The organism is Ignavibacteria bacterium, assembly GCA_017302895.1.
Taxonomy (GTDB): Bacteria; Bacteroidota; Ignavibacteria; order Ignavibacteriales; family Ignavibacteriaceae; genus UTCHB3.
Map to the genome: position 1 here is coordinate 930,048 of JAFLBV010000001.1, position 21,333 is coordinate 951,380.

General features: G+C 42.9%; 11 protein-coding genes. 10 read left to right on the forward strand and 1 reads right to left on the reverse strand.

Features of this window, described 5'->3' with window-relative positions; translation table 11 throughout:
* The gene (gene fucP / locus J0L60_03610; protein ID MBN8545199.1) at nucleotides 1-1,317 is read right to left on the reverse strand and encodes an L-fucose:H+ symporter permease; all 1,317 of its coding nucleotides are present in this window, start codon (nucleotides 1,315-1,317) and stop codon (nucleotides 1-3) included.
* A gap of 251 nt (nucleotides 1,318-1,568) precedes the next feature.
* Between fucP and J0L60_03615 the strand changes: the two genes are divergently transcribed.
* The 10 genes from J0L60_03615 (at nucleotide 1,569) to J0L60_03660 (ending at nucleotide 21,321) form a co-directional block, all read left to right on the forward strand.
* A complete protein-coding gene (locus tag J0L60_03615) occupies nucleotides 1,569-2,882 on the forward strand; it encodes an extracellular solute-binding protein (protein ID MBN8545200.1) in 1,314 nt (437 codons plus the stop codon).
* Between the two features lie 7 nt (nucleotides 2,883-2,889).
* Nucleotides 2,890-4,365 (forward strand): ATP-binding protein, encoded by a 1,476-nt coding sequence (locus J0L60_03620; protein ID MBN8545201.1) that lies wholly within the window; start codon nucleotides 2,890-2,892, stop codon nucleotides 4,363-4,365.
* Nucleotides 4,366-4,383: 18 nt separating this feature from the next.
* Complete coding sequence (locus J0L60_03625; protein MBN8545202.1) at nucleotides 4,384-5,859, forward strand: sigma-54-dependent Fis family transcriptional regulator; 1,476 nt, start codon at nucleotides 4,384-4,386, stop codon at nucleotides 5,857-5,859.
* Nucleotides 5,860-6,015: 156 nt separating this feature from the next.
* Complete coding sequence (locus J0L60_03630) at nucleotides 6,016-7,644, forward strand: sodium/solute symporter (protein ID MBN8545203.1); 1,629 nt, start codon at nucleotides 6,016-6,018, stop codon at nucleotides 7,642-7,644.
* Between the two features lie 2,169 nt (nucleotides 7,645-9,813).
* Nucleotides 9,814-10,194, forward strand: a complete 381-nt coding sequence (locus tag J0L60_03635) for a T9SS type A sorting domain-containing protein (protein ID MBN8545204.1) — start codon at nucleotides 9,814-9,816, stop codon at nucleotides 10,192-10,194.
* A 75-nt stretch (nucleotides 10,195-10,269) separates the two neighbouring features.
* Nucleotides 10,270-12,987, forward strand: coding sequence for a TonB-dependent receptor (locus J0L60_03640; GenBank protein MBN8545205.1), 2,718 nt, complete (start codon nucleotides 10,270-10,272; stop codon nucleotides 12,985-12,987).
* 16 nt (nucleotides 12,988-13,003) lie between these two features.
* Nucleotides 13,004-16,123 carry a hypothetical protein gene (locus J0L60_03645; GenBank protein ID MBN8545206.1) on the forward strand — a complete coding sequence of 1,040 codons (3,120 nt, stop codon included), beginning with the start codon at nucleotides 13,004-13,006 and terminating at the stop codon, nucleotides 16,121-16,123.
* Nucleotides 16,124-16,137: 14 nt separating this feature from the next.
* On the forward strand, nucleotides 16,138-17,166 hold the full coding sequence (locus tag J0L60_03650; GenBank protein ID MBN8545207.1) for a PorV/PorQ family protein: 1,029 nt from the start codon (nucleotides 16,138-16,140) through the stop codon (nucleotides 17,164-17,166).
* 68 nt (nucleotides 17,167-17,234) lie between these two features.
* A complete protein-coding gene (locus J0L60_03655) occupies nucleotides 17,235-19,031 on the forward strand; it encodes a family 16 glycosylhydrolase (protein ID MBN8545208.1) in 1,797 nt (598 codons plus the stop codon).
* Nucleotides 19,032-19,077: 46 nt separating this feature from the next.
* On the forward strand, nucleotides 19,078-21,321 hold the full coding sequence (locus J0L60_03660) for a glycoside hydrolase family 3 C-terminal domain-containing protein (GenBank protein MBN8545209.1): 2,244 nt from the start codon (nucleotides 19,078-19,080) through the stop codon (nucleotides 21,319-21,321).
* Nucleotides 21,322-21,333 lie beyond the last annotated feature (12 nt).

A 21,333-nucleotide genomic window follows, 5' to 3' on the forward strand; every position in this document is an offset into this window, starting at 1 on the left:
CTACCGTGCCTGTTTTTCGAATGTGGGAACACTTCCTTTCACGCCATAGAAGGCGATGAAAGCATAACAAATAACAGGAAGGATAAATGCGTGATGGATTCCGATTGAATCGGCAATTGCACCCTGAACAACAGGGATAAGAGCTCCACCAACTATTGCCATGCAAAGAATACCAGATGCCTGTCCGGTATGTTTACCCAGACCTTTAATAGCGAGTGAGAAGATGGTCGGAAACATGATCGAGTTAAAAAGTCCGACGAGGAGGATCGACCAGATTGCAATTTGTCCATCTGTAAGCATGGAAACAACCACGAGAACTGCTGCTGCTACTGCATTGAAACCAAGAACCTGTCCCGGATTGATTTTCCTTTGAACGGCAGAGCCTATGAATCTTCCAACCATTGCACCACCCCAGTAGAAGGAAACAAGTTTTCCTGCATCCACTTCGGCGAGGGTTTTATCGAGGGTAACAAAATAGTTTACAAGGAAGCTGCCAATCGCCACTTCTGCACCTACATAAACAAAGATTCCAACTGCTCCGAGGATCAGGTGTTTATATCCCCATGCACTCGGGTGAAGATCGTCATAACTTTGCTTTACGCCGTCATCGGATTCAACACTTCCGGCTTCTATTTGGGGAAGTTTAATGTAGGCGAAGACAGCAGAAAGGAGAATAAGAACTGCTGCGAGACCAAGATAAGGAGTTTGAACAGCGGCTGCCTCGGCTGCCTTGTACAGTTCGAGTTGTGCAGGAGCCATCTTTGCCATTTCTTCTGAAGACTTTACTGCTGTAGAGAGAATAAGCAAAGACCCGAAGTAAGGGGCAACTGTTGTTCCGAGTGAATTGAAAGCCTGTGTTAAATTCAATCTTGATGAAGCTGTCTCAGGTTTACCAAGAATGGTAACATAAGGATTTGCTGCCACTTGAAGGAGTGTGATGCCTGCGGCGAGGATAAAAAATGCCAGCAGGAAAACAGGATATGACCTCATGCCCGCTGCGGGATAAAAAATTAAAGTGCCCACACCGGCAATAAGGAGACCGAGAACGATACCTTTTTTATAGCCCACCTTTTCGACCAGTTTCCCCGATGGGAGGGAGACGAGGAAATAAGCAAGGAAAAAAGTAAACTGTACCAGCATCGACTCAGTATAACTGAGTGAGAAAACATTCTTCAGATGAGGAATGAGAATATCGTTCAGACATGTGAGGAATCCCCACATAAAAAAGAGGGATGTAAGAATACTCAGTTCGGGAAGATAATTTTTATTGCTTCCGCTGCTTTTTGTTTTGCCGGCATTAGTAACCATGGTTGCCATTTTTTCTCCAATAGAAAGACTGAAAGTACTTTTAACAAAGATAATATCTACGCAATAACTGTGCCCGAATTGTTTAATTCACTTTAGGCATTATTTTTGTATTATTATTTCACGCGCTGCTGTTCGTTTTTATTAATTTGATAATTTTTGCTTATCAAAATAATAATCCCGGTGAAAACAGACGAATAAAATCGGTGGGAAAAGAGGAAAATTAATATTCTATATTTGCACTAAAAGTTTGCGGAAATTCCATGAATCTTGAAAAGATCTTTTATATCGTGGCGAGTACGGTTCTCGTAACGGTTTTTGTCCTTATCGTTTTTATCTTTTCTCCGGTCTCTTATGATGAAAATCTCAAGAAATCGGAGAAGGTAATCTATTACGCAGACAACATTTCCCCGGCGCTTCAAAAGATAATTAATAAATTTAACACCGTATACCGCGGCAGGATCAGGGTTGAGACGATAGACCTCTCTTTCGACAAATTCAGCACAAACGAGAGAAAAGAGCTTTTAGCGAGATATCTGAGAAGTAAAAGCAGCAGGATAGATCTTTTCAGCGTTGATATCATTTGGGTTCCAAGATTCTCAAGGTGGGCTTTACCGTTGAACCGGTTACTCGATTCCAATCTGGTTGGCGACATCATGCCGCACTTCCTGCCGACAAGTTACACGAGTGACTCACTTGTCGCAATTCCACTCTATTTTGACATTGCAGTAATGTTCTACAGGGATGATCTTCTGAAGAAGGTGCCGGGTTATGAAGTATTTGAAAAGGAACTTGCAGAATCGATCACCTGGGAACGGTTCATCGAGTTAAGAAGTCTGGTTGATGATGCCAATAACAGGAGAAACAAACCTTTTTACATTTTTCAGGCAGATGAATATGAAGGGCTTATGTGCAGTTTCGTGGAAATAATGGCTAATATGAACAACCAGATCAATCTGAAAAACGACAATATCAGCAAAAATGACAAAGTTGCCGGAGAGGCTGTTCAGTTCCTGGTCGATCTCGTTCACAAGTCAAAGATTTCACCGGTTGTGGTTTCCGGGTTAAAAGAAAACCAGAGCTATCAATATTATTTCGACAACGAGGGGTTTGCTCTGAGGGGCTGGCCCGGTTTTCTGAGCCCGTCAACAACGGCACTGAAAGAAGAGTACAGAAGTAAAGTAAAGGCGGTACCACTTCCACACATTTCAGGAAGTAAGCCGGCTTATGTTTTCGGGGGCTGGAATCTGATGATCTCAAAATTTTCCGATAACATCCCCGAGGTTGTCAGGTTTGTTAATTATCTGCTAACTGATGAGAATCAAAAATTTCACTATGAAGAAGGAAATGTACTGCCTGTGAAGAGATCGGTTTATGAAGATGCAGAATTTATCAAACGACATCCGGAACTGACATTCTACGCCAAATTGTTTGAATCGGGCGTTCACCGACCGATATTTGAAGATTATACCGGTTTGTCGGACATTATTGTGAAACACCTTAACGATGCAATAAAAAACAATAAAAGCGGAGATGCAACAGTTACAGGTATCAAGAAAGATCTGAAATTAAAATGAGTAATTCATGAAACAGAAGTTTTCTGACAAGATAAAAGAGTACCACTTCGAGTTCAGGCATGTCACTGTCCTTTTTATTATACTCTTCTCTTTTCAGTTGATAGTTTCCTTTATCAACAAGTCTTCCATTAAAAACTTTTTGGATACCACTCAGGACTGGTATCAGAAAGAGTCGGCTGAAGAGATCGCCAATCTGACTGCGACCGCAATAGAACTTGCTGTGGAATCCGTGAATCCTGCCACAAACCTCGAACCTGAGCGGGAGAGGCAGGTGATTCAGTCGTTCGATATCATATTCAGCCAGCAACAGCTTACCCATAATGTCGACAAACTTTTCCTGATTGTGCACGATGGCAGTGAAATATACAGCATCAACGACGGGAAAACCCTCTATTCAGCGCTTATTGAAAAGAAATTTCCGTCAAAGGTATCGACTGCAGACAATGGGGTGATAAGCTTATACAAATCCGTTGAGGAGGAACTTAAGACAACTGAGAGGATAAAAAGTGTAATACCGGACAAACAAACCTTCCATATATTCGTCCCGTTTGTGATCAGGGGCGAATTTATTGGAGCCATCTATATGCTCATCTCACCTGATTTCAGTACCATCAGCGATCAGGTGATCAGCAGTTATGATGAAACTTCTGTTATTTACCTTTCCCTGATTACGCTGGGTCTGCTGGCAATGTATTTTATCTCTTCCTATACTGTAAAGGAGAGGGATGAAACACAAAACCTTCTTTTTGAAGAGCACGAAAAGAATCTGAAAAAGCAGATAAACTATGAAAATGAACTGATTTTTACGAAGAGGATATATCATACCCATCACAAAGCCGAAAAAATAATGGGATTCATCAAGGAAGACCTTCGGAAACTCGAGGCAGGGAACAGCGATGAAATAAAATACAGGGTAACCAAATATTCCAATTTCGTATCCCGTGTAATCTATGACATGAAGTGGTACGAACCCCCGATCCAGACGATCAGGAATCAGATTTTCAGAACAAATCTGAACGAAGTGGTCACTTTCATAGTGGATAACATCTTCCGCCGTACTTCCACAGAATCCGACGCATTTAAGATAAATTGTGAATTGGAACAAAATTTACCTGTAGTTAATGTAAACGAGTTCGTCGTCTGGGAAATTGTTGAGCCACTGATACAAAACAGCATTGATCACGGTTCTGAATCGGGACTCATCATTACGGTTCAGACCATCCACGATGAACCGGCAAAATGCTCCAGACTGATTATTCGCGACAACGGGAAAGGAATAGACCAGCATCTTCTTGAAGCAAATGAGAACGGGTTAAAGATGATTTTTGTGGAAAACACCACGACAAAAACCCAGGGATTGCGAAATTCTGGATACGGTTGCTACATCGCCTGGGAAATGACAAGGCGTTGCGGGTGGGAACTCGATGTCGAAAACCTTCCTGAAAGAGGATGCCAATTTACAATTACAATAAAACACTGCTAACACCATCCGGAGAGTGTAATGATTTTTCAAGATAAAAATATAAGTATCCTTCTGATTGAAGATGAAGAATTCGATGTGAGAAGGGTGAAAAAGACAGTCCAACCGTTTTCCGACAAGATGGAGATTGTTCATTATGTCTCGAACGGAAAAGCGGCACTCGAGTACCTTGAGACAAATAAAGGGAAAATCGATATAGTGATTATGGACTACCAGATTTCGGGCGGTCTGATGGGTGAGGAACTGATTCATAAGATTAAGACAGTCGACCAGTCAATCCAGATTATTGTTATTACAAAAATGACGATAAATCTGACAGATTATCACTTTGCCAATAAACTTATCAAGGCAGGTGCGTTCTGGTACTGTACCAAATATCCCGGTGATATCGATGATTACATCTACCAGCCGACCGATTTCATTCTGAGTATCTTTAATGCCCATGAAAAAAGCTGGCTCGAGAGGGAACGGATGCGATCCCTGCAAAAAATCAAAAGGAATGTGGAAGATATTCTCCATCAGAGGAGAATAATCGGCGACTCCCCCCTGATGACATCGCTTAAAGAAGACATTTTGAGGCTGGCAAAAAGCAACATCAACATCCTGATAAAGGGTGCTTCGGGTACGGGAAAAGAACTTGTTGCTCACAATATTCATTACCGAAGTGACAGAAAGTATGAGAACTTTGTGGTGGTCAACTGCGGAAGTCTTCCCGAACAGCTTGTTGAAAGTGAGCTTTTTGGGTACGAAAAGGGAGCTTTTACTGGAGCCGACAAGAAAAAACCGGGACTTTTTGAGATCGCAAATCACGGAACAATCTTCCTCGATGAAATAACTGAACTTCCCCTGACTGCACAGGTTAAACTCCTCAGGGTGATTCAGGAGGGTGAGATAGAAAAAATCGGCAGAACCGAGACTGTAAAAGTTGATGTAAGAGTTATTGCCGCAACAAACAGGAATATTGAGCAGGAAGTAAGGGACAGACGGTTCAGGGAAGACCTTTACTACAGATTGAATGTGCTGCCTGTTATTGTTCCCGATTTAAAGAAGAGAGTGGAAGACATTCCTCTGTTAATCCATCATTTCCTCCACAACAACAGTGTGGATATGGGGAGGGAGAAACCCCACATTCCGTCCGAAACCATGCAAATTTTCACCCGGTATGAGTGGCCGGGCAATGTGAGGGAACTAAAAAATGTGGTTCAGAGGGTACTTTTCAGTTCTGACAAGGTCATTTCACCAATTGAAGCTACAAAGGCGCTCGGGATGATGTTCGATGTCCTCTCGGATAACGACACTTTAAAGGACCTTTTCAATGCAGAGAAAATCCTCGATCTCAAGGATGCCGAAAGGATATTCAGAGAGCGGTACTTTAATTTTGTCAGAATTCACTCTGTCTCCGACTCGGATGCTGCGAAGAAAATGGGACTTGCTCCTCCAAATTACTACAGGATGATGAAGGAGTTGGGATTGAAGCAGGATGTGAAAGCCAGGTAATTTATCATTTTGATAAAATATCTTTATTAAAATAATAATAGTGGCCACTTTCTGTCGGGGATGAATTCTCACTTTTGATAATTATTCCTTTGTTATTACGGAAATTAGTGTTGGCACGATTTGTGCATCTTCAAAATTGCACAAACAATTTAACAGATGCCCAACACATTTACCTATTTAGATGCTTTTGTAATAGTTCTCTACTTGATCGTGGTATTAAGTATCGGATTCTATTATTCGAAGAAGAATGACGAAAGCTACAGCGGCTACTTCCTCGCGGGAAGAAACACCGGCTGGATCGCGATAGGTCTGTCGATATTTGCCACTAATATTTCGAGTGAGCATTTCATAGGTCTTGCCGGTGCAGGATCGCTCAGGGGACTGGCAGTCGGACAGTTTGAATTGATGGCAATTTTCACTCTACTGTTTGCGGGCTGGTTTCTCGCTCCTGTCTATTTCAAATCGGGGGTGTTTACAGTTCCCGAATTTCTGGGGTTAAATTTCGATGTACGAATGAGGAAGCTGTTTGCAGCCTTCTCAATTGTAATCTACATCCTCACAAAGATTCTTGTGTCGCTGTTTGCGGCAGGAATTCTTTTCTACAACATTTTCGGTCTCAATATTTACGCATCTTCCATTCTGATAGTTCTTATTACCGGGCTGTATACCGTTATAGGCGGGGCACACGCAGTAATAAAGACACAGACATTTCAGGGAATAATCTTTATTACGGGTGCGGTAATTCTCTCAATACTTGGTTTCATAGCAGTTGGCGGGATAGATGGATTATATTCAAAACTTCCCGCCGATTTTTTCACGATGTTCAAATCATCCTCCGATAACGATTATCCCTGGACAGGCATCGTTTTCGGGGCTCCCGTTATCGCATTTTGGTACTGGTGTACCGATCAGTACATGGTACAGAGAATGCTCAGTGCAAGATCTGTCGAAGACGCAAGAAAAGGTTCTCTCCTCGCTGCAACTTTCAAACTACTCCCCATTTTTATTTTAGTGCTCCCCGGTCTTTTCGCCGCAATTTTATATCCCGAGTCGAGAGGTGACGGTGCCTACTCTGCTTTAATCAATGGAAACATACTCCCTGTAGGATTAAAAGGGCTGGTCATTGCAGGGCTTTTGGCTGCAATCATGTCCTCACTCTCCGGTGCTTTCAACAGTATCGCAATTCTCTTTACAAACGATTATTACAAGTTGAAATATCCCGAGACAAATGAGAGGAAGCTTGTGCTCGTGGGCAGACTTGCTACCACAACAGCAGTAATAGCTGCAATCCTCATAGTTCCTTTGGTGAAGATTGTAAGTTCGCAATTGTATCTGTTTTTACAGAGTGTGCAGTCATTTGTTAGTCCTCCGATTACTGCGGTATTTCTGTTTGGATTGTTTTCCGGGAAGATGAATTCGCGTACTGCGATTATTACCCTTTCGGTAACGGAGTCTCTTGGACTTAGCCGTCTGGTGCTTGAGTTGCTCCAAACCAACGGAGTCGCACTTCATTCATTTTTTGAAGCTGTTCTGGCGATAAATTTTCTCCATTTCTCTCTCTTTCTCTTCATTATCAGTGTAGCAATGATCATGGGTCTGAATACAGGCAAGAGTAAAGACACAAACCCTTTTGCTGTTCAATTTAAGAATTCATTCCGGGAAAGCGGCAGGGAAATGGCGGCGGGTTTTTCAAATATTATAAAGACACATACTCTTAGTCCCAGTTTTGTTCTTTCTGCAATCGTGTTGATCATGATACTCGGATTGTGGAGTATCTGGTCATAGAGAAAAGAATTTAAGAAAACCAAAATTTCATTAACCAAAAACCACATTATTGAGGTAAAACACATGAAAAGAATCGTACTATCAATTCTTTTTGTTATCGGACTTTCCACCTCTGCAATTCCGCAGATCATAGAAAGCTTTGATAATAATCTTAGAGAAGATACGACCTATCAGTTCTCCATTGAGGGAAACACGAGTCGTATGGACTACACTGTCAATACTGCCGACAAAAAAGAAGGTGCAGCAGCGGGAGATATCAAATTTGTGATCGGTGCTGTTCACGAATGGGGTAGCTATGGACAGTTGATTAAAAGACTTCCTGCCGGTCAGTATTATGACTGGTCAGCTACCGATTCACTGGCTTTGTGGATTAAGGTGGTTACACCTCCTACAATTCCTGTAAACATGGTATTCAGAATCCACATTGCAGACAGGCCTAATGATGGTGCAACTCTTGAAGAATGGGTATTTGAACATACCACCATTCTCGACGCTCAGAGTGACTGGGTAGAGTTGAAAATACCAATCAAACTCCTCTGCACAGACGGAAGCCAGACTCCATCAGATTCCGGTTTTGTTATTTTCCCTTCAGGATGGGGCGGTGGACCAAACAATTTCTGGAACAACCAGGAACTTGACTGGGATCATATCGTTGGGTTCAACATCGGTGCAATCACTTCAGGTTACACACCAGGAACCAACCTTCCTGCAGATTCACTTACAGTAAGATTTGACGGTTTCAGAAGATTTGGTAACAGATCAGTACCTGCAGTTTTCTTTAACGGTTTACAGTTCATGGGTAATCTTTCAGGTTTCAACTGGGGACAGTCGAATCTTGAAGTGGTTGCCGGTGCCGGCCCTGTTCCAAACAGCAACGCTGCAAAATGGACCCAGGGAAATGAATGGGGTAACGGATGGACAGGTACAGGATTTAATGTTAGCCCTGTCTTCAACCTCGGAAGTTCATGGATGGTGGACAGCATGAAGATAAAACTGAAATGTCCTGCCGGAACCGGTGCGCTCAGAGTTCAGCTCGAAGGCGGCGGCGGTAAAAAAGGTACAGTATTCACACCTGTTGCTGATGATCAGTGGCACAGTTACTCATTCCCGTTAAGGGAGATGGCTTTCCAGGATAACACAACATTTTTCGATTCAACTCAGGTGAATGTTGTTCAGATCATGGCAGAAGCTTCGGGTGTCGCCGGAACAGTAGTCTGGATAACAGACTGGTGGACAGGCAATCCTAAATTTGATGTTATTGCTCCAAGTGCACCACAAAGTGTTGCGGCTTTTGCAGGAACATTCCAGAATGTTGTTACCTGGCTTGATGTTCCGGGTGAAACAGGCGAAACCTACGATGTATATTATTCAAAGAACCCGATTACCGATCTTACAGCACCCGGTGTTGAAGTTGTGAAACTCGGTGTTGCAGAGAATGCTCAGCTTTTCGAGCACATCCTTCTCGCTCCAAACACAAACCAGGCAGTTACATATTACTATGCAGTAACATGTAAAGACTTTGCAGGCAACAAGAGTGTTGTAAGTCAGAACTCCTCAGCTATTACCAACACAGCAAAAGGAAGACCTACAATTTCACTTAATGCTCCCACAAACTTTGTTGCTGATGGTAACCTCGCTGAATGGCAGCAAATCGCTCCATTCAGAATGTACCTTTCTGACGGTACAGGTCACCTTGTAACCAACACTACAATCAGTGGTGATGCTGACTGTTCGGCCAAAGCTTATGTTGCAATGGACAACCAGTATATGTATATCGCATTTGATGTCGATGATGATATCGTGGTTCCAAATGCACAAGGATCATCATACTTGAACGATTGTCCTGATCTCTATATCGGTCTTTACAACTGGCGCGGAATGCCGCACACTTCATATCAGAGAGGTGCGCAGCCTGATTACCACTTCAGATTCGCATGGAACCGCGTTCTTATCGATGGTTCAGCCGGAACTGACAGTCTTATCGGTAAAGGTGCCAACTACTATTGGGAAGAGAAATTCCCTTCAGGTTACATTGTTGAATGCCGTATCAGCCTTGCAGATCTCGCTCTCCATGGCGGCGATCTTACATTCGTTCCAAGAGAAGGTTTCAGAATTCCTATCGATTTCGCTTTGAACGATGCAGATGCAACCAACACAAGAGAAGGTATCATGACCTACTCACCATACAACGAAGACAAGTCGTATCAGGATGTTTCAAGATGGATATATACCTGGATAGGCAACCTTTGGGAGCCAACCGGCATCAATGATCTCGAACTGACTGCTGACAGCTACATTCTTGCTCAGAACTATCCAAATCCTTTCAATCCAAGCACTACAATCAAGTATGCGATTGAAAAACCGGGTCTCGTAACCCTTAAAGTTTACGATGTCCTTGGAAAAGAAGTTGCAAGCCTTGTAAATCAGGATCAGGCAGCCGGTGTTTATTCGGTTAAGTTTGATGCTTCCCTCCTTTCAAGTGGAATTTATTTCTACAAACTTGAAAGTGGATCATTCACGAAAATAAATAAGATGATGCTTGTAAAGTAGCATTTCTCCCCGTGAGTGCAGAAGCGCCGTGCTTCTGCACTCATCGTTTTGATCAGATAACTATTGGATATTCCGATGAGACAAAAAACAAACCATTTTTATAATAATATTTATGCAGCAGTGTTCTTGTTGCTCTGCATTATTGGTACTGATATCGCCTACGGTGGTGTGACAGGCAAGATATCCGGCAGAGTGATGGACGAGAAGACAGGCGAGCCGATTATTGGTGCTACGGCTGTTCTCGAGGGTACATTTCTCGGTGGTGTCGCAGATGCAGACGGATACTACGCCATCAATAATGTCCCACCGGGAACCTACCGGGTGATTTTTACCGCGGTTGGTTATCAAAAAACCATTATGGAAAAAGTGCTTGTAAAGATTGACCTTACAACGAACATCGATGTAAAGTTGAAAAATGCAGGCATTACACTTGACAAGGAAGTGGTTATCACTTCAGACAGACCACTCGTGCAGAAGGATCTTACCTCCACCTCGGTAACGATTTCTTCCGACGACATTAAAATGATGCCCGTGGAAAATGTCAGCCAGATAGTTAATCTTCAGGCTGGTGTTATAGACGGTCACTTCAGAGGTGGAAGATCGAACGATGTTGCCTACCTGATAGATGGTGTTTCGGTTACCGACCCGTTTAACGGAGGCTTCAATATTGAAGTGGAAAATGCATCCATCAGGCAGATGGAGGTTATAACCGGTACATTTAATGCCGAGTACGGACAGGCACTTTCCGGTGTGGTTAATATTGTAACCGAAGGTGGTTCAAACAAATTCAGAACAGATTTTTCAGCTTATGTGGGTAATTTTGTAACAACCCACAGCTCAATTTTCAGGAATCTTGACAAAATTGACCGTCTCGCACAGAAAAATTTCCAATTGACATTCAGCGGACCAATTTCGCCTGTACCGAATCTTTACTTCTTCGTAACAGGGCGATATTTTGATAATATTGGACATCTTTACGGGAAAAGAGTTTATAATGTAACAGATGATGTCCCCTTCTATCCAAATCCTGCTGACAAATCTTTCTGGATACCCCGCAACACAGGTGACGGGGAATATGTTTCGATGAATCCTTATACCAAATATTCACTAAACGCAAAACTTACTTATGCTCTCCCGACTGTCGCATTCACTTACTCGATCTTTTGGGATAAAACAAAGAGCAAAGGATATGATCACGGATTTTCATGGACACCTGATGGTGTTATGACCAATTACGGAGATGACTGGATACAAAATTTCCAGATAACAAATTATCTCTCATCTTCTACAAACCATGCTCTTAAGTTCTCGGTTAACAACTACAAGTTTGAAGGTTATCTTTATGAAGATCCTTTCGACCCCAGATATGTAAGCCCAAGCCAGGGTATCGCCCTTTCGGACTATACATTCCGTTCGGGTGGAAACCAGGGTGGAAGATATTACAGAACAACAAGAACTTATGTTGCACAATACTCCCTCTCTTCACAGGTCTCGAAAGAGCACAAGATCGGTTTGGGAATTGAAGCAAGACAACATGAGATCTACAATCACAATTACGACCTTGTTAATCTGACAGACGGTCAAATTGACTCTCTCGGAAATGTAATCTTTACTCCCGGATATCCGGCTGTAGGTACCATGTCCGATCAGGGTTCGAATATCGAATACTCCCGTAAACCGCTTGAAGTGTCGGCTTACATCCAGGATAAAATGGAATATGACATCATGATCATAAACGCAGGTGTCAGATTCGATTACTTCAAATCAAATGCAAGAATGCCCGTTAATAAACAGAATCCGACCCGCAACGCTTCATTCCCCGGTGCAGACCAGTGGATTGATGCCGATGCCAAGTGGCAGGTAAGTCCGAGACTCGGCGCTTCATTCCCGATTACCGACCGTGGTATCATCAGATTCTCTTATGGACATTTCTTCAAGATTCCTTCATTCGAAAATCTCTACCAGAACCCCGACTTCATTGTAAGACCGGGTAACAGCCTGAATACGGTTGTCGGAAATCCCGATCTGAATGCTGAAAAGAATATCATCTATGAAATAGGTCTTCAACAGGCACTTTTCGAGGATATCTCCCTGAATATGTCTCTATATTACAGAGACATCAGAAACTGGCTCGGAATGGAAATCGTGAATACCTATGAAGGATTCAAATATGCACGATTCATCAACAGAGATTACGCAAATGTAAGAGGTCTTGTACTCGTTCTCGACAAGAGATTCTCAAACTACTTCAGCGCAAAACTTGATTACACATATCAGATAGCCGAAGGCAATTCCTCTGATCCTTATGCAGTTTACAACAAGAATCAGACTAATCCACCGATTGAAGAATCGAAAACTGTTGTTCCTCTTAGCTGGGATCAGAGACATACATTCAACCTGAGTGTCAATGTCGGTGTACCGGGTGACTGGACAGTAGGTGCTATATTCCAGTATGGTTCAGGTATGCCTTACACAGAAGATCCAAAGATCTCAAAAGGTGTCCGTTTCGAAAATGGTGGAATAAAACCAACTTATTTCAATCTTGATATAAGAGCAGACAAAATATTCAATGTTTTCGGTGTCAATGTAAGAACTTACATCTCCATCTATAACGCATTGGATATCAAAAATGAGTTTGGTGTTTACGGAACAACCGGAAGAGCCAATGCGGACCTGAACACTCAGTACGCTGTCGATGTGATCGGTTTGAACACTATTGAAGAATACATTAACAATCCTTCGATGTACTCGACACCAAGAGAGATCAGAGTTGGAATTGGTTTCGATTTTTAATTCCCGGAGCTTCAGAATGTTAAAGAAAATATTTATAATTTCCCTTGTGCTCCTTACCGAACTGGTTTTTGCACAGGTATCCCCTTCCACCCAGCGTTACCGTAACGATCAGTACGGCAACATTTCCTTTAGAAGAGAAGGAGTGATGGATGGAAATCAGGTAAGAACTCTCTTCTACAACAACGGTGAAGTCGGTCAGTGGCCCTACCAGCCTTCGGGTGAATGGCCAAAAGGATCGGGACACTCATACCTCGACGGTGTAAGCGTGCTTATTTCTTCCGAAATAACCGCTCCCGGTACAGGACAGATAGTGCACCCCCTCCAGACTTCTTATCGTGAATGGATGGATAAAGACCCTGTAACAGGTGAAATCTGGGGATTTGAACCCGTTCCCGGCTACAACAATTCTTCGTCGAAGAAACCTTCAATTAATACCGATCCAACCTCATGGCCTAAATTCTGGCCCCCTGCTCTTAATCTAACACCCGAGTGGGATGGTTACTGGTACGGTTATTTCGGAAGAGGAGTTTTAAACTCTGATTTCGAGACTTTCTTTGTCATGGATGATTCGAAGGACAAGGAATTCATGAGAAATCCCTTCTTTTTTAAACCGATTGCAGCGGATACCAACCGTGGCGGTCTCGGAATAAGAGTTGAAGTAAGAGGGTTCCAGTGGTCACATGTACTCGCAGAAGACATTATTTTCTGGCATTACGACATCGTGAACATTTCAGATTACAACTACCCAAAAACCCTCTTCGGCTTCTATACCGACTGCGGTGTGGGTGGAACAGATGACTCTGAAGATGACAACGCCTCATTCGATCTGAAACTTGACATGGCTTATTGCTATGACAACAACGGTCTCGGTCTTCCAGACAGCTGGAAAACCGGCTATTACGGATATGCATATCTCGAAAGCCCGGGTAACGGTTATGATGCGATAGATAATGACCAGGATGGTCTCACAGATGAAAAAAGAGACGACAACATCGATAACGATGGCGACTGGGTCAGATATACCGACCTTAACGGCAACGGCAAATGGGATGCTACAGACAATGAACCGTTGAACGATGATGTTGGAAAAGACGGTGTTGGTCCTTATGACAGACAATATACCGGACCCGACGAAGGCGAAGGCGACGGAATACCTACCGATGGCGAGCCAAATTTCGATAAAACAGATAAAGACGAATCTGATCAGATAGGTCTTACTGCGGTTTCACTCTACAGACTTGGTCAGGGTGGTACAGGCGGTGGCTGGCCCAAAGATGATGAAGCGATGTGGCTGAAGATGTCAGCAGGAACCTTCGATACCTCGCTCCAGAGAGCAAACATCAGTATGGTTTTTGCTTCCGGTCCTTTCCCGCTTCAGCAGGGTCTAAGAGAGAGATTCTCGATGGCTCTCCTTTTCGGCGAAGACCTGAACGACATCATGTTCAACAAAGAGACAGTTCAGCAGATATACAACTCGAACTACAACTTCTCGAAACCTCCGTTGAAACCAAAGCTTACTGCTGTTCCCGGTGATGGAAAGGTTTATCTTTACTGGGACAACATAGCTGAAGAATCACGCGATCCTTTCCTCGGGTTCCAGAATAACGATCCGACCAAGGGTTACAAGAAGGATTTCGAAGGCTACCTCATTTACAGAAGTCAGGAACCGGAATTTAATGATATCAAACTTATCACCGATTCGAAAGGCTCAACAAAATACTGGAAGCCGATTGCACAGTTTGACCTTAAAGACAGTATCAAAGGTCCCGATCCTGTCGGCATCAATGGAGCTCATTTCTGGAGAGGCGACAACTCAGGTTTGCGATATTCCTATATTGATAACGATGTGAATAACGGACAGAAATACTATTACGCTCTCGTTTCCTACGATATGGGAGATCCGAATTTCGGTACAGCCGGATTGCAACCCTCCGAGTGCACAAAAATCATTACAGAAGATTTCGCCGGTAATCTGCAATTTGTGGATATCAATTGTGCGGTCATAGTTCCTAATGCACCGGCTGCCGGATATATTCCTCCAAACATAGTCGGAGACATCAAGAATGTTAATCAGGGTATCGGTTCCGGTGCTTTGAATGTGACAGTTCTCGATCCTTCGGCAGTTAAGAACGGTGCGTCATACGATGTTGAATTCAATTCGACAATCACCTATCCGCTTTACAAGACTCTTTCTTATAAAGTCATAAAATCCTACAACGGAGTTGTTGATACACTTTTCACAGTCGATTCCTCCTACTTTGGAGCCGAGAGAATTGGCCCTCCATTCGACGGACTTGCAATCTCCGTATTGAATGATTCGGTTGTCTCTCTGAGAGATACACTGACAGGTTGGGTAACCGGAAAGAGTAATCTTACGATGCTGGTAACTCCCGATCCGACCCCTGTAAGAGGTATTGCATGGCCCGCTGACTATGAAATCACTTTCTACGATACACCACAGGATACATGTTTTATTCAGTCACCACCACTTTATACAAAATTCCCTCTGAATTTGAAAGTCTGGAACAACACTGAACAAAAATATTCCAAGGTTGCCGTAAAAGACAATGACGGTTCGAAGGATCTTTCGATTGGTGATCAGATACAGATACTCGAATTCCAGGGTTCACCTGTACCTGCAAATATTAGATTTGCATGGAACCTCTCCTACGATGTGCCTGCTGATCCAAATGCTCCGCTGGTTTATCCCGCTGCAAATGACAAATACCGGATCACAACAAAGAAACCGTTCAAGAAAGGTGATAAAATCCTTTTCTCCACCAAGTCAGCCGGAGTAGACAACAGTCTTGCCAAAGGACAGCTTGGTAAAATTGATGTAGTACCAAATCCATATCTTGGCGCTGCTTCATGGGAAAGAAGAAATCTCAATTCCACCGGTAGAGGAGACAGGAAGATCGATTTTGTAAATCTTCCGAGTGAATGTACGGTCAGGATCTACACCATCACAGGTCAGCTTATAAAGACTCTTTATAAAAACTCGACCTATCTTGATGGCAGCATTTCCTGGAACCTTGTTACAGATGACGGTATGGACGCTGCATACGGTGTTTACATTTATCATGTTGATGCACCGAATGTCGGAGAACACATCGGCAAATTTGCTCTAATCAAATAAGCGGACGGATTGAAATGAAAAAGAAGATATTTATCATAATGTTAATTGCTATTTCCGCAAATGTGGCATTTGCCCAAGGTTTCAAGTCTGATGTCTCCAAACGCGGAACAACCGCAGCCCCTTTCCTCTCCATAGGTCAGGGTGCAAGATCGGTTGCGATGGGAAGTGCCTTTTCGGGTGCTTCAAACGATGTAAGCTCCATCTACTGGAACCCTGCAGGTCTTACAAAGGCAGACGGCTTTCAGATGATGTTCGATCACACATCATGGATTGCGGATATAAAATACAATTTCCTTGCCGCCAGCTATAACCTCGGTGACATGGGAACGATTGGTTTTAGTTTTCTCAGTTCAAATGTTGGTGAAATGAAGGTAACAACAATCGATTATCCCGGTGGAACGGGAGAAACCTTTACCGCAAGTGATGTGGCAATAAGCCTTGCTTATGCTATCAGACTTACGGACAAGTTCTCGATCGGTTTTAACCCGAAATTCATCTATCAAAGCATCTGGAAGATGAGTGCAACCGCTTTTGCAATCGACATGGGTGTGCAGTATGTTACACCGTTTGACGATGCAGTGCTTGCAATGTCAATTTCAAACTTCGGAACGAAAGTTCAGTTGCTCGGAAACTCAAATCTCGTACTTCACGATCTCGATCCGGGAAGTACAGGAAACAACGGAAAGATTCCTGCATATCTTGAAACAGGTGCATGGTCACTGCCTCTGAATTTCAGAGTTGGTGTAATGTATGCACCCGTGAAATCTGAAATGCACAACCTTATCCTGGCTGTTGATGCAACCCACCCGAGTGATGACTATGAAAGTCTGAACATCGGAGCTGAATATTGCTTCAACAAATTCCTGTTTATCCGTGGCGGCTACAAATCAGCTTTTCTTCAGGATTCAGAAGAAAGATTTACCGCAGGATTTGGTATCAAACAGCATCTTATGAACAATGTTTCTGTAATATTTGATTATGCCTACCAGGATTTTGGAAGGTTCTCCAATATTCAGAAATTTACAATGTCCGTAACATTCTAATTATTTAACCGGCTCCTGCTTCCATCGATGCGGGAGCCGGTTTGTTTCTCACAAAAGAAAATAAAAACATGACCAAGAAACTGCTTCTACTTGTTACTATTACCATTCTGCTCACAGGATATCTCGCCGCAAAGGACTACAAAGGTGCCGAGTTCAGAACAAAGCAGACATACCTTTACGGGAGGTTCGAGGTTTCGTTGAAATCAGCCGCCCGCGAAGGAATGCTTTCTTCATTCTTTACTTATCACGAGTTTAGCACAGGTATCCAGGACTGGAACGAGATCGATATCGAAATTCTCGGAAGATATGAAAATGATATCCAGTTCAATGCCATTACCCCAAATCAGGTGAATCATGAGAGTCATTACCCCTTGAATTTCCTCCCAAGTGCTGATTTTCATACCTACGGATTTGAATGGACTCCAAACTATGTAGCATGGTTTGTCGACGGTGTCGAAGTTTACAGACAAACAGCTGCACACATACAGACACTCAATAAAGCTCAGAAGCTGATGATGAACATCTGGAATCCTACATACACCAATTGGGCGGGTGTGTTCGATCCCAATGCTCTTCCTGCTTTTGCATACTATGACTGGGTGAAGTATTACACATATACACCCGGATCGGGTAACTATGGAACAGGGAACAATTTTTCTCTCTCATGGTCTGATGAATTCGACTACTGGAATACGGCAAGATGGGAAAAAGGAACCCACACATTTAATGGTAATGGCTGTGATTTTGTTGCTTCCAACGCGGTTATTACCAATTCGAAGTTGATTCTCTGCCTTACAGACGCCGTCAACCTCGGATATACCGATGTTAAGTCACCTGTATTTCTTTCTGCAAGAGTAACCAACAACAAAGTGATCGCTTATTTTTCCGAAGAGCTTGATTCAACATCGGCTCAGACACCCGGTAACTTTAACATCCCCGGCTCAACAGTAACTTCTGCCAGAATCCTTACCGGGTTGAAAAGCGTGGAACTGACAGTGGACGGATGGGACTTCACTTCGGCAAGAAACCTTATCGTACTGAATGTAAAAGACCGGTTCAATAACACAATTGCTGCGAGAGCAATCTCGATCATCCTCGAAAGAAACTGGAGCTGGCCCGTTAAAATTAATTGCGGCGGCACTGCGCAACTCGGGTACCTCCCCGAAAGTGACTATGGTTATACTACGGATTACGGTTCACTCGATGGCTCGAACGGGTCATTTTCAGCAGGACTACAGATTAACGGAACAGATGAGGACGAAATTTTCAGAAGTGAAAAGTATGGACTTGCCACCTACACTGTAAGAGTTCCAAACGGAAATTACAAAGTAAAACTGATGTTTGCTGAGAACTATTTTACACAGGCGGGCAAACGAATCTTCAGTGTGTTTCTCGAAAACAGTAGAGTTATCAATCAGCTCGACATTTTTTCAGAAGTCGGGGCAAACACTGCATTGATTAAAGAGTTCAACAACATCGCAGTTAACGATGGCAAAATTGACCTCCATTTCGTAACACATCTGGATAAACCTCTGATCAACGGAATTGTAATAGAGAAACTGGCTTCCGGTATCGAAGAGGGTTCGACTGATGTACCTGAATCATTCATACTCAATCAGAACTACCCCAATCCTTTCAACGGACAAACGGTTATCTCCTTTTCTGTGAACAAACCAGGCTTTTTTACATTTTCACTCCATAATTCCATGGGGCAGCAGATAGTAAAAAGGGAGCTTGGCTGGCTGGAAGAAGGATCACATTCTTTCCCCCTCGGGAGGAAGGAGTTGACGGCCAGTGGCATCTATTTTTTTTCTCTTGCCACCCCTTCGTCATTTGAAACCAGAAAGCTTGTTCTCTTAAACTAAACGGTTAAAACAAATTTATCATATACAACAAAAAACAGCAAATACCATGAAAACTCTCAGACTGTCAATTATAGCATTATTCCTTCTGACTTTTCTTCCGGTTGTTCTCTTCGCCCAGAAGACTGACAAGGAAATTAAAGATGAAGTTCAAAAGCTTGTCGGTAAAATGACCCTTGAAGAAAAAGTTGGTCAGATGACACAACTTACAATTCAGGCAGTTTCCAAAAAACAAGGAAACAAGGACCAGCATCACGAACTTGATCTGCAAAAACTTGAAGAAGTGATTGTAAAATATCATGTCGGCTCCATTCTCAATGTTTACGATAAAGCTCATGAGATTGATTACTGGCACGAAGTTATAACAAAAATTCAGGATATTGCCACAAAAAAGACCAGACTGAACATCCCTGTAATTTATGGTATTGATGCAATTCATGGCGCCACATACACGGTAAATTCCACTCTCTTCCCGCAGGCTTTGGCGATGGCGTCCACATTTAACAGGGAAATAGCAAAAAAAGCAGGTGAGATAACCGCACTTGAAACCTATGCTTCCGGCATTCCCTGGAATTTCAATCCCGTGCTCGATCTCGGCAGACAGCACCTTTGGCCAAGACTCTGGGAAACCTACGGTGAAGATGTTTACCTCGCATCAGAGATGGGGTTTAATTACATAAAAGCCTCGCAGGAAAACAACTTAATTCCCAAAAACAGATTTACAACATGTCTGAAACATTATGTCGGATACAGTTTCCCCATTAACGGTTTGGACAGAACTCCCGCATGGATTTCCGAGAGAATGCTCAGGGAATATTTCCTCCCTCCGTTCGAGGCTGGTGTGAAAGCAGGCTCACTTACAGTAATGGTCAACTCTGCTGAAGTTGACGGAATACCCGGTCACGCAAACTATCATCTTCTTACAGAAGTACTTCGTGGCGAGATGAATTTTCAGGGATTTGTGGTTTCCGACTGGGAAGACATCAAAAGACTTTTCACCCGTGACAAAGTAGCAGATTCACCAAAGGAAGCTGTTCGCATGGCTGTTATGGCAGGTGTCGATATGAGCATGGTGCCCAATGACCTTAGCTTTTATGAATTGTTGCTCGAACTTGCAAAAGATGGCAAGGTACCAATGTCGAGAATCGACGAGGCAGTAAGCAGAATTCTTTATGTAAAAATGAAAATCGGACTTTTCGAGAATCCTTACCCTGACAAAACATACCTCTCAAAATTCGCAACCAAGGAAAATACACAGGCAAATCTTGATGCCGCTCATGAATCAGTAGTACTGTTAAAGAACGACAAAAACATCTTGCCTCTTAAAAAAGATAAAAAAGTGTTTGTTACAGGTCCCACTTCCAACTTGAGATCCGCACTTAACGGCGGCTGGACAATCACATGGCAGGGGAACGAAGAATCACTCATGCAGATGGACAAAAAAACTGTTGTTGAAGCAATGGTCTCCGAGGTTTCTTCCAAGAAAATAATCTTTAACGAAGGATGCTCTTTCGATAAGATGCTCGATGTTGATAACGCTGTTAAGCTGGCAAAGGAATCCGATGTCGTGGTTCTTTGTCTCGGTGAATCGGCTTACTGCGAAACACCCGGAAACATCACAGACCTTACACTTCCAAAAGCACAACTTGATTATGCCAAAAAGATTATTGCCACCGGAAAACCTGTCGTCCTTGTAATGCTCGAAGGAAGACCGAGAGTAATAACCGAGATTGCTGATAAAGTTGACGGAATTGTAGTTTCTTTTCTCCCCGGTATGCAGGGCGGTGTAGCCATCTCCGATATCCTTTACGGTAATGTAAACCCAAGTGGAAAACTTCCGATAACCTATCCAAAATCACCAAATGGTATTACACTCTACGACTACAAACCGATTGAGTTCTTTGACGGAAATAAATATGATCCTCTTTTCCCCTTCGGACATGGTCTTAGCTATACAAAATTCGCATACTCGAATTTGAAACTTAACGACTCTGAAATGACCGAAAACGGTGAAATCAAAGTTACCGTTGATATTAAGAACACAGGTGATAAAAAAGGTAAGGAAGTGGTACAGCTCTATCTGACTGACATGTTTGGTACGGTAAGCAGACCCAACAAACAATTGAAGGGATTCGAAAAAGTTGAACTTTCACCAGGTGAAACAAAAACTGTATCATTCGTAATTAACAAAGATCATCTTTCATTTATCGGCATTCAGAACAAAAGAATTGTCGAAAAAGGTGATTTTATGGTAACAGTTCACGATCTTCAGGCGAAGTTTACACTAAAATAAGGAGTTATCTCC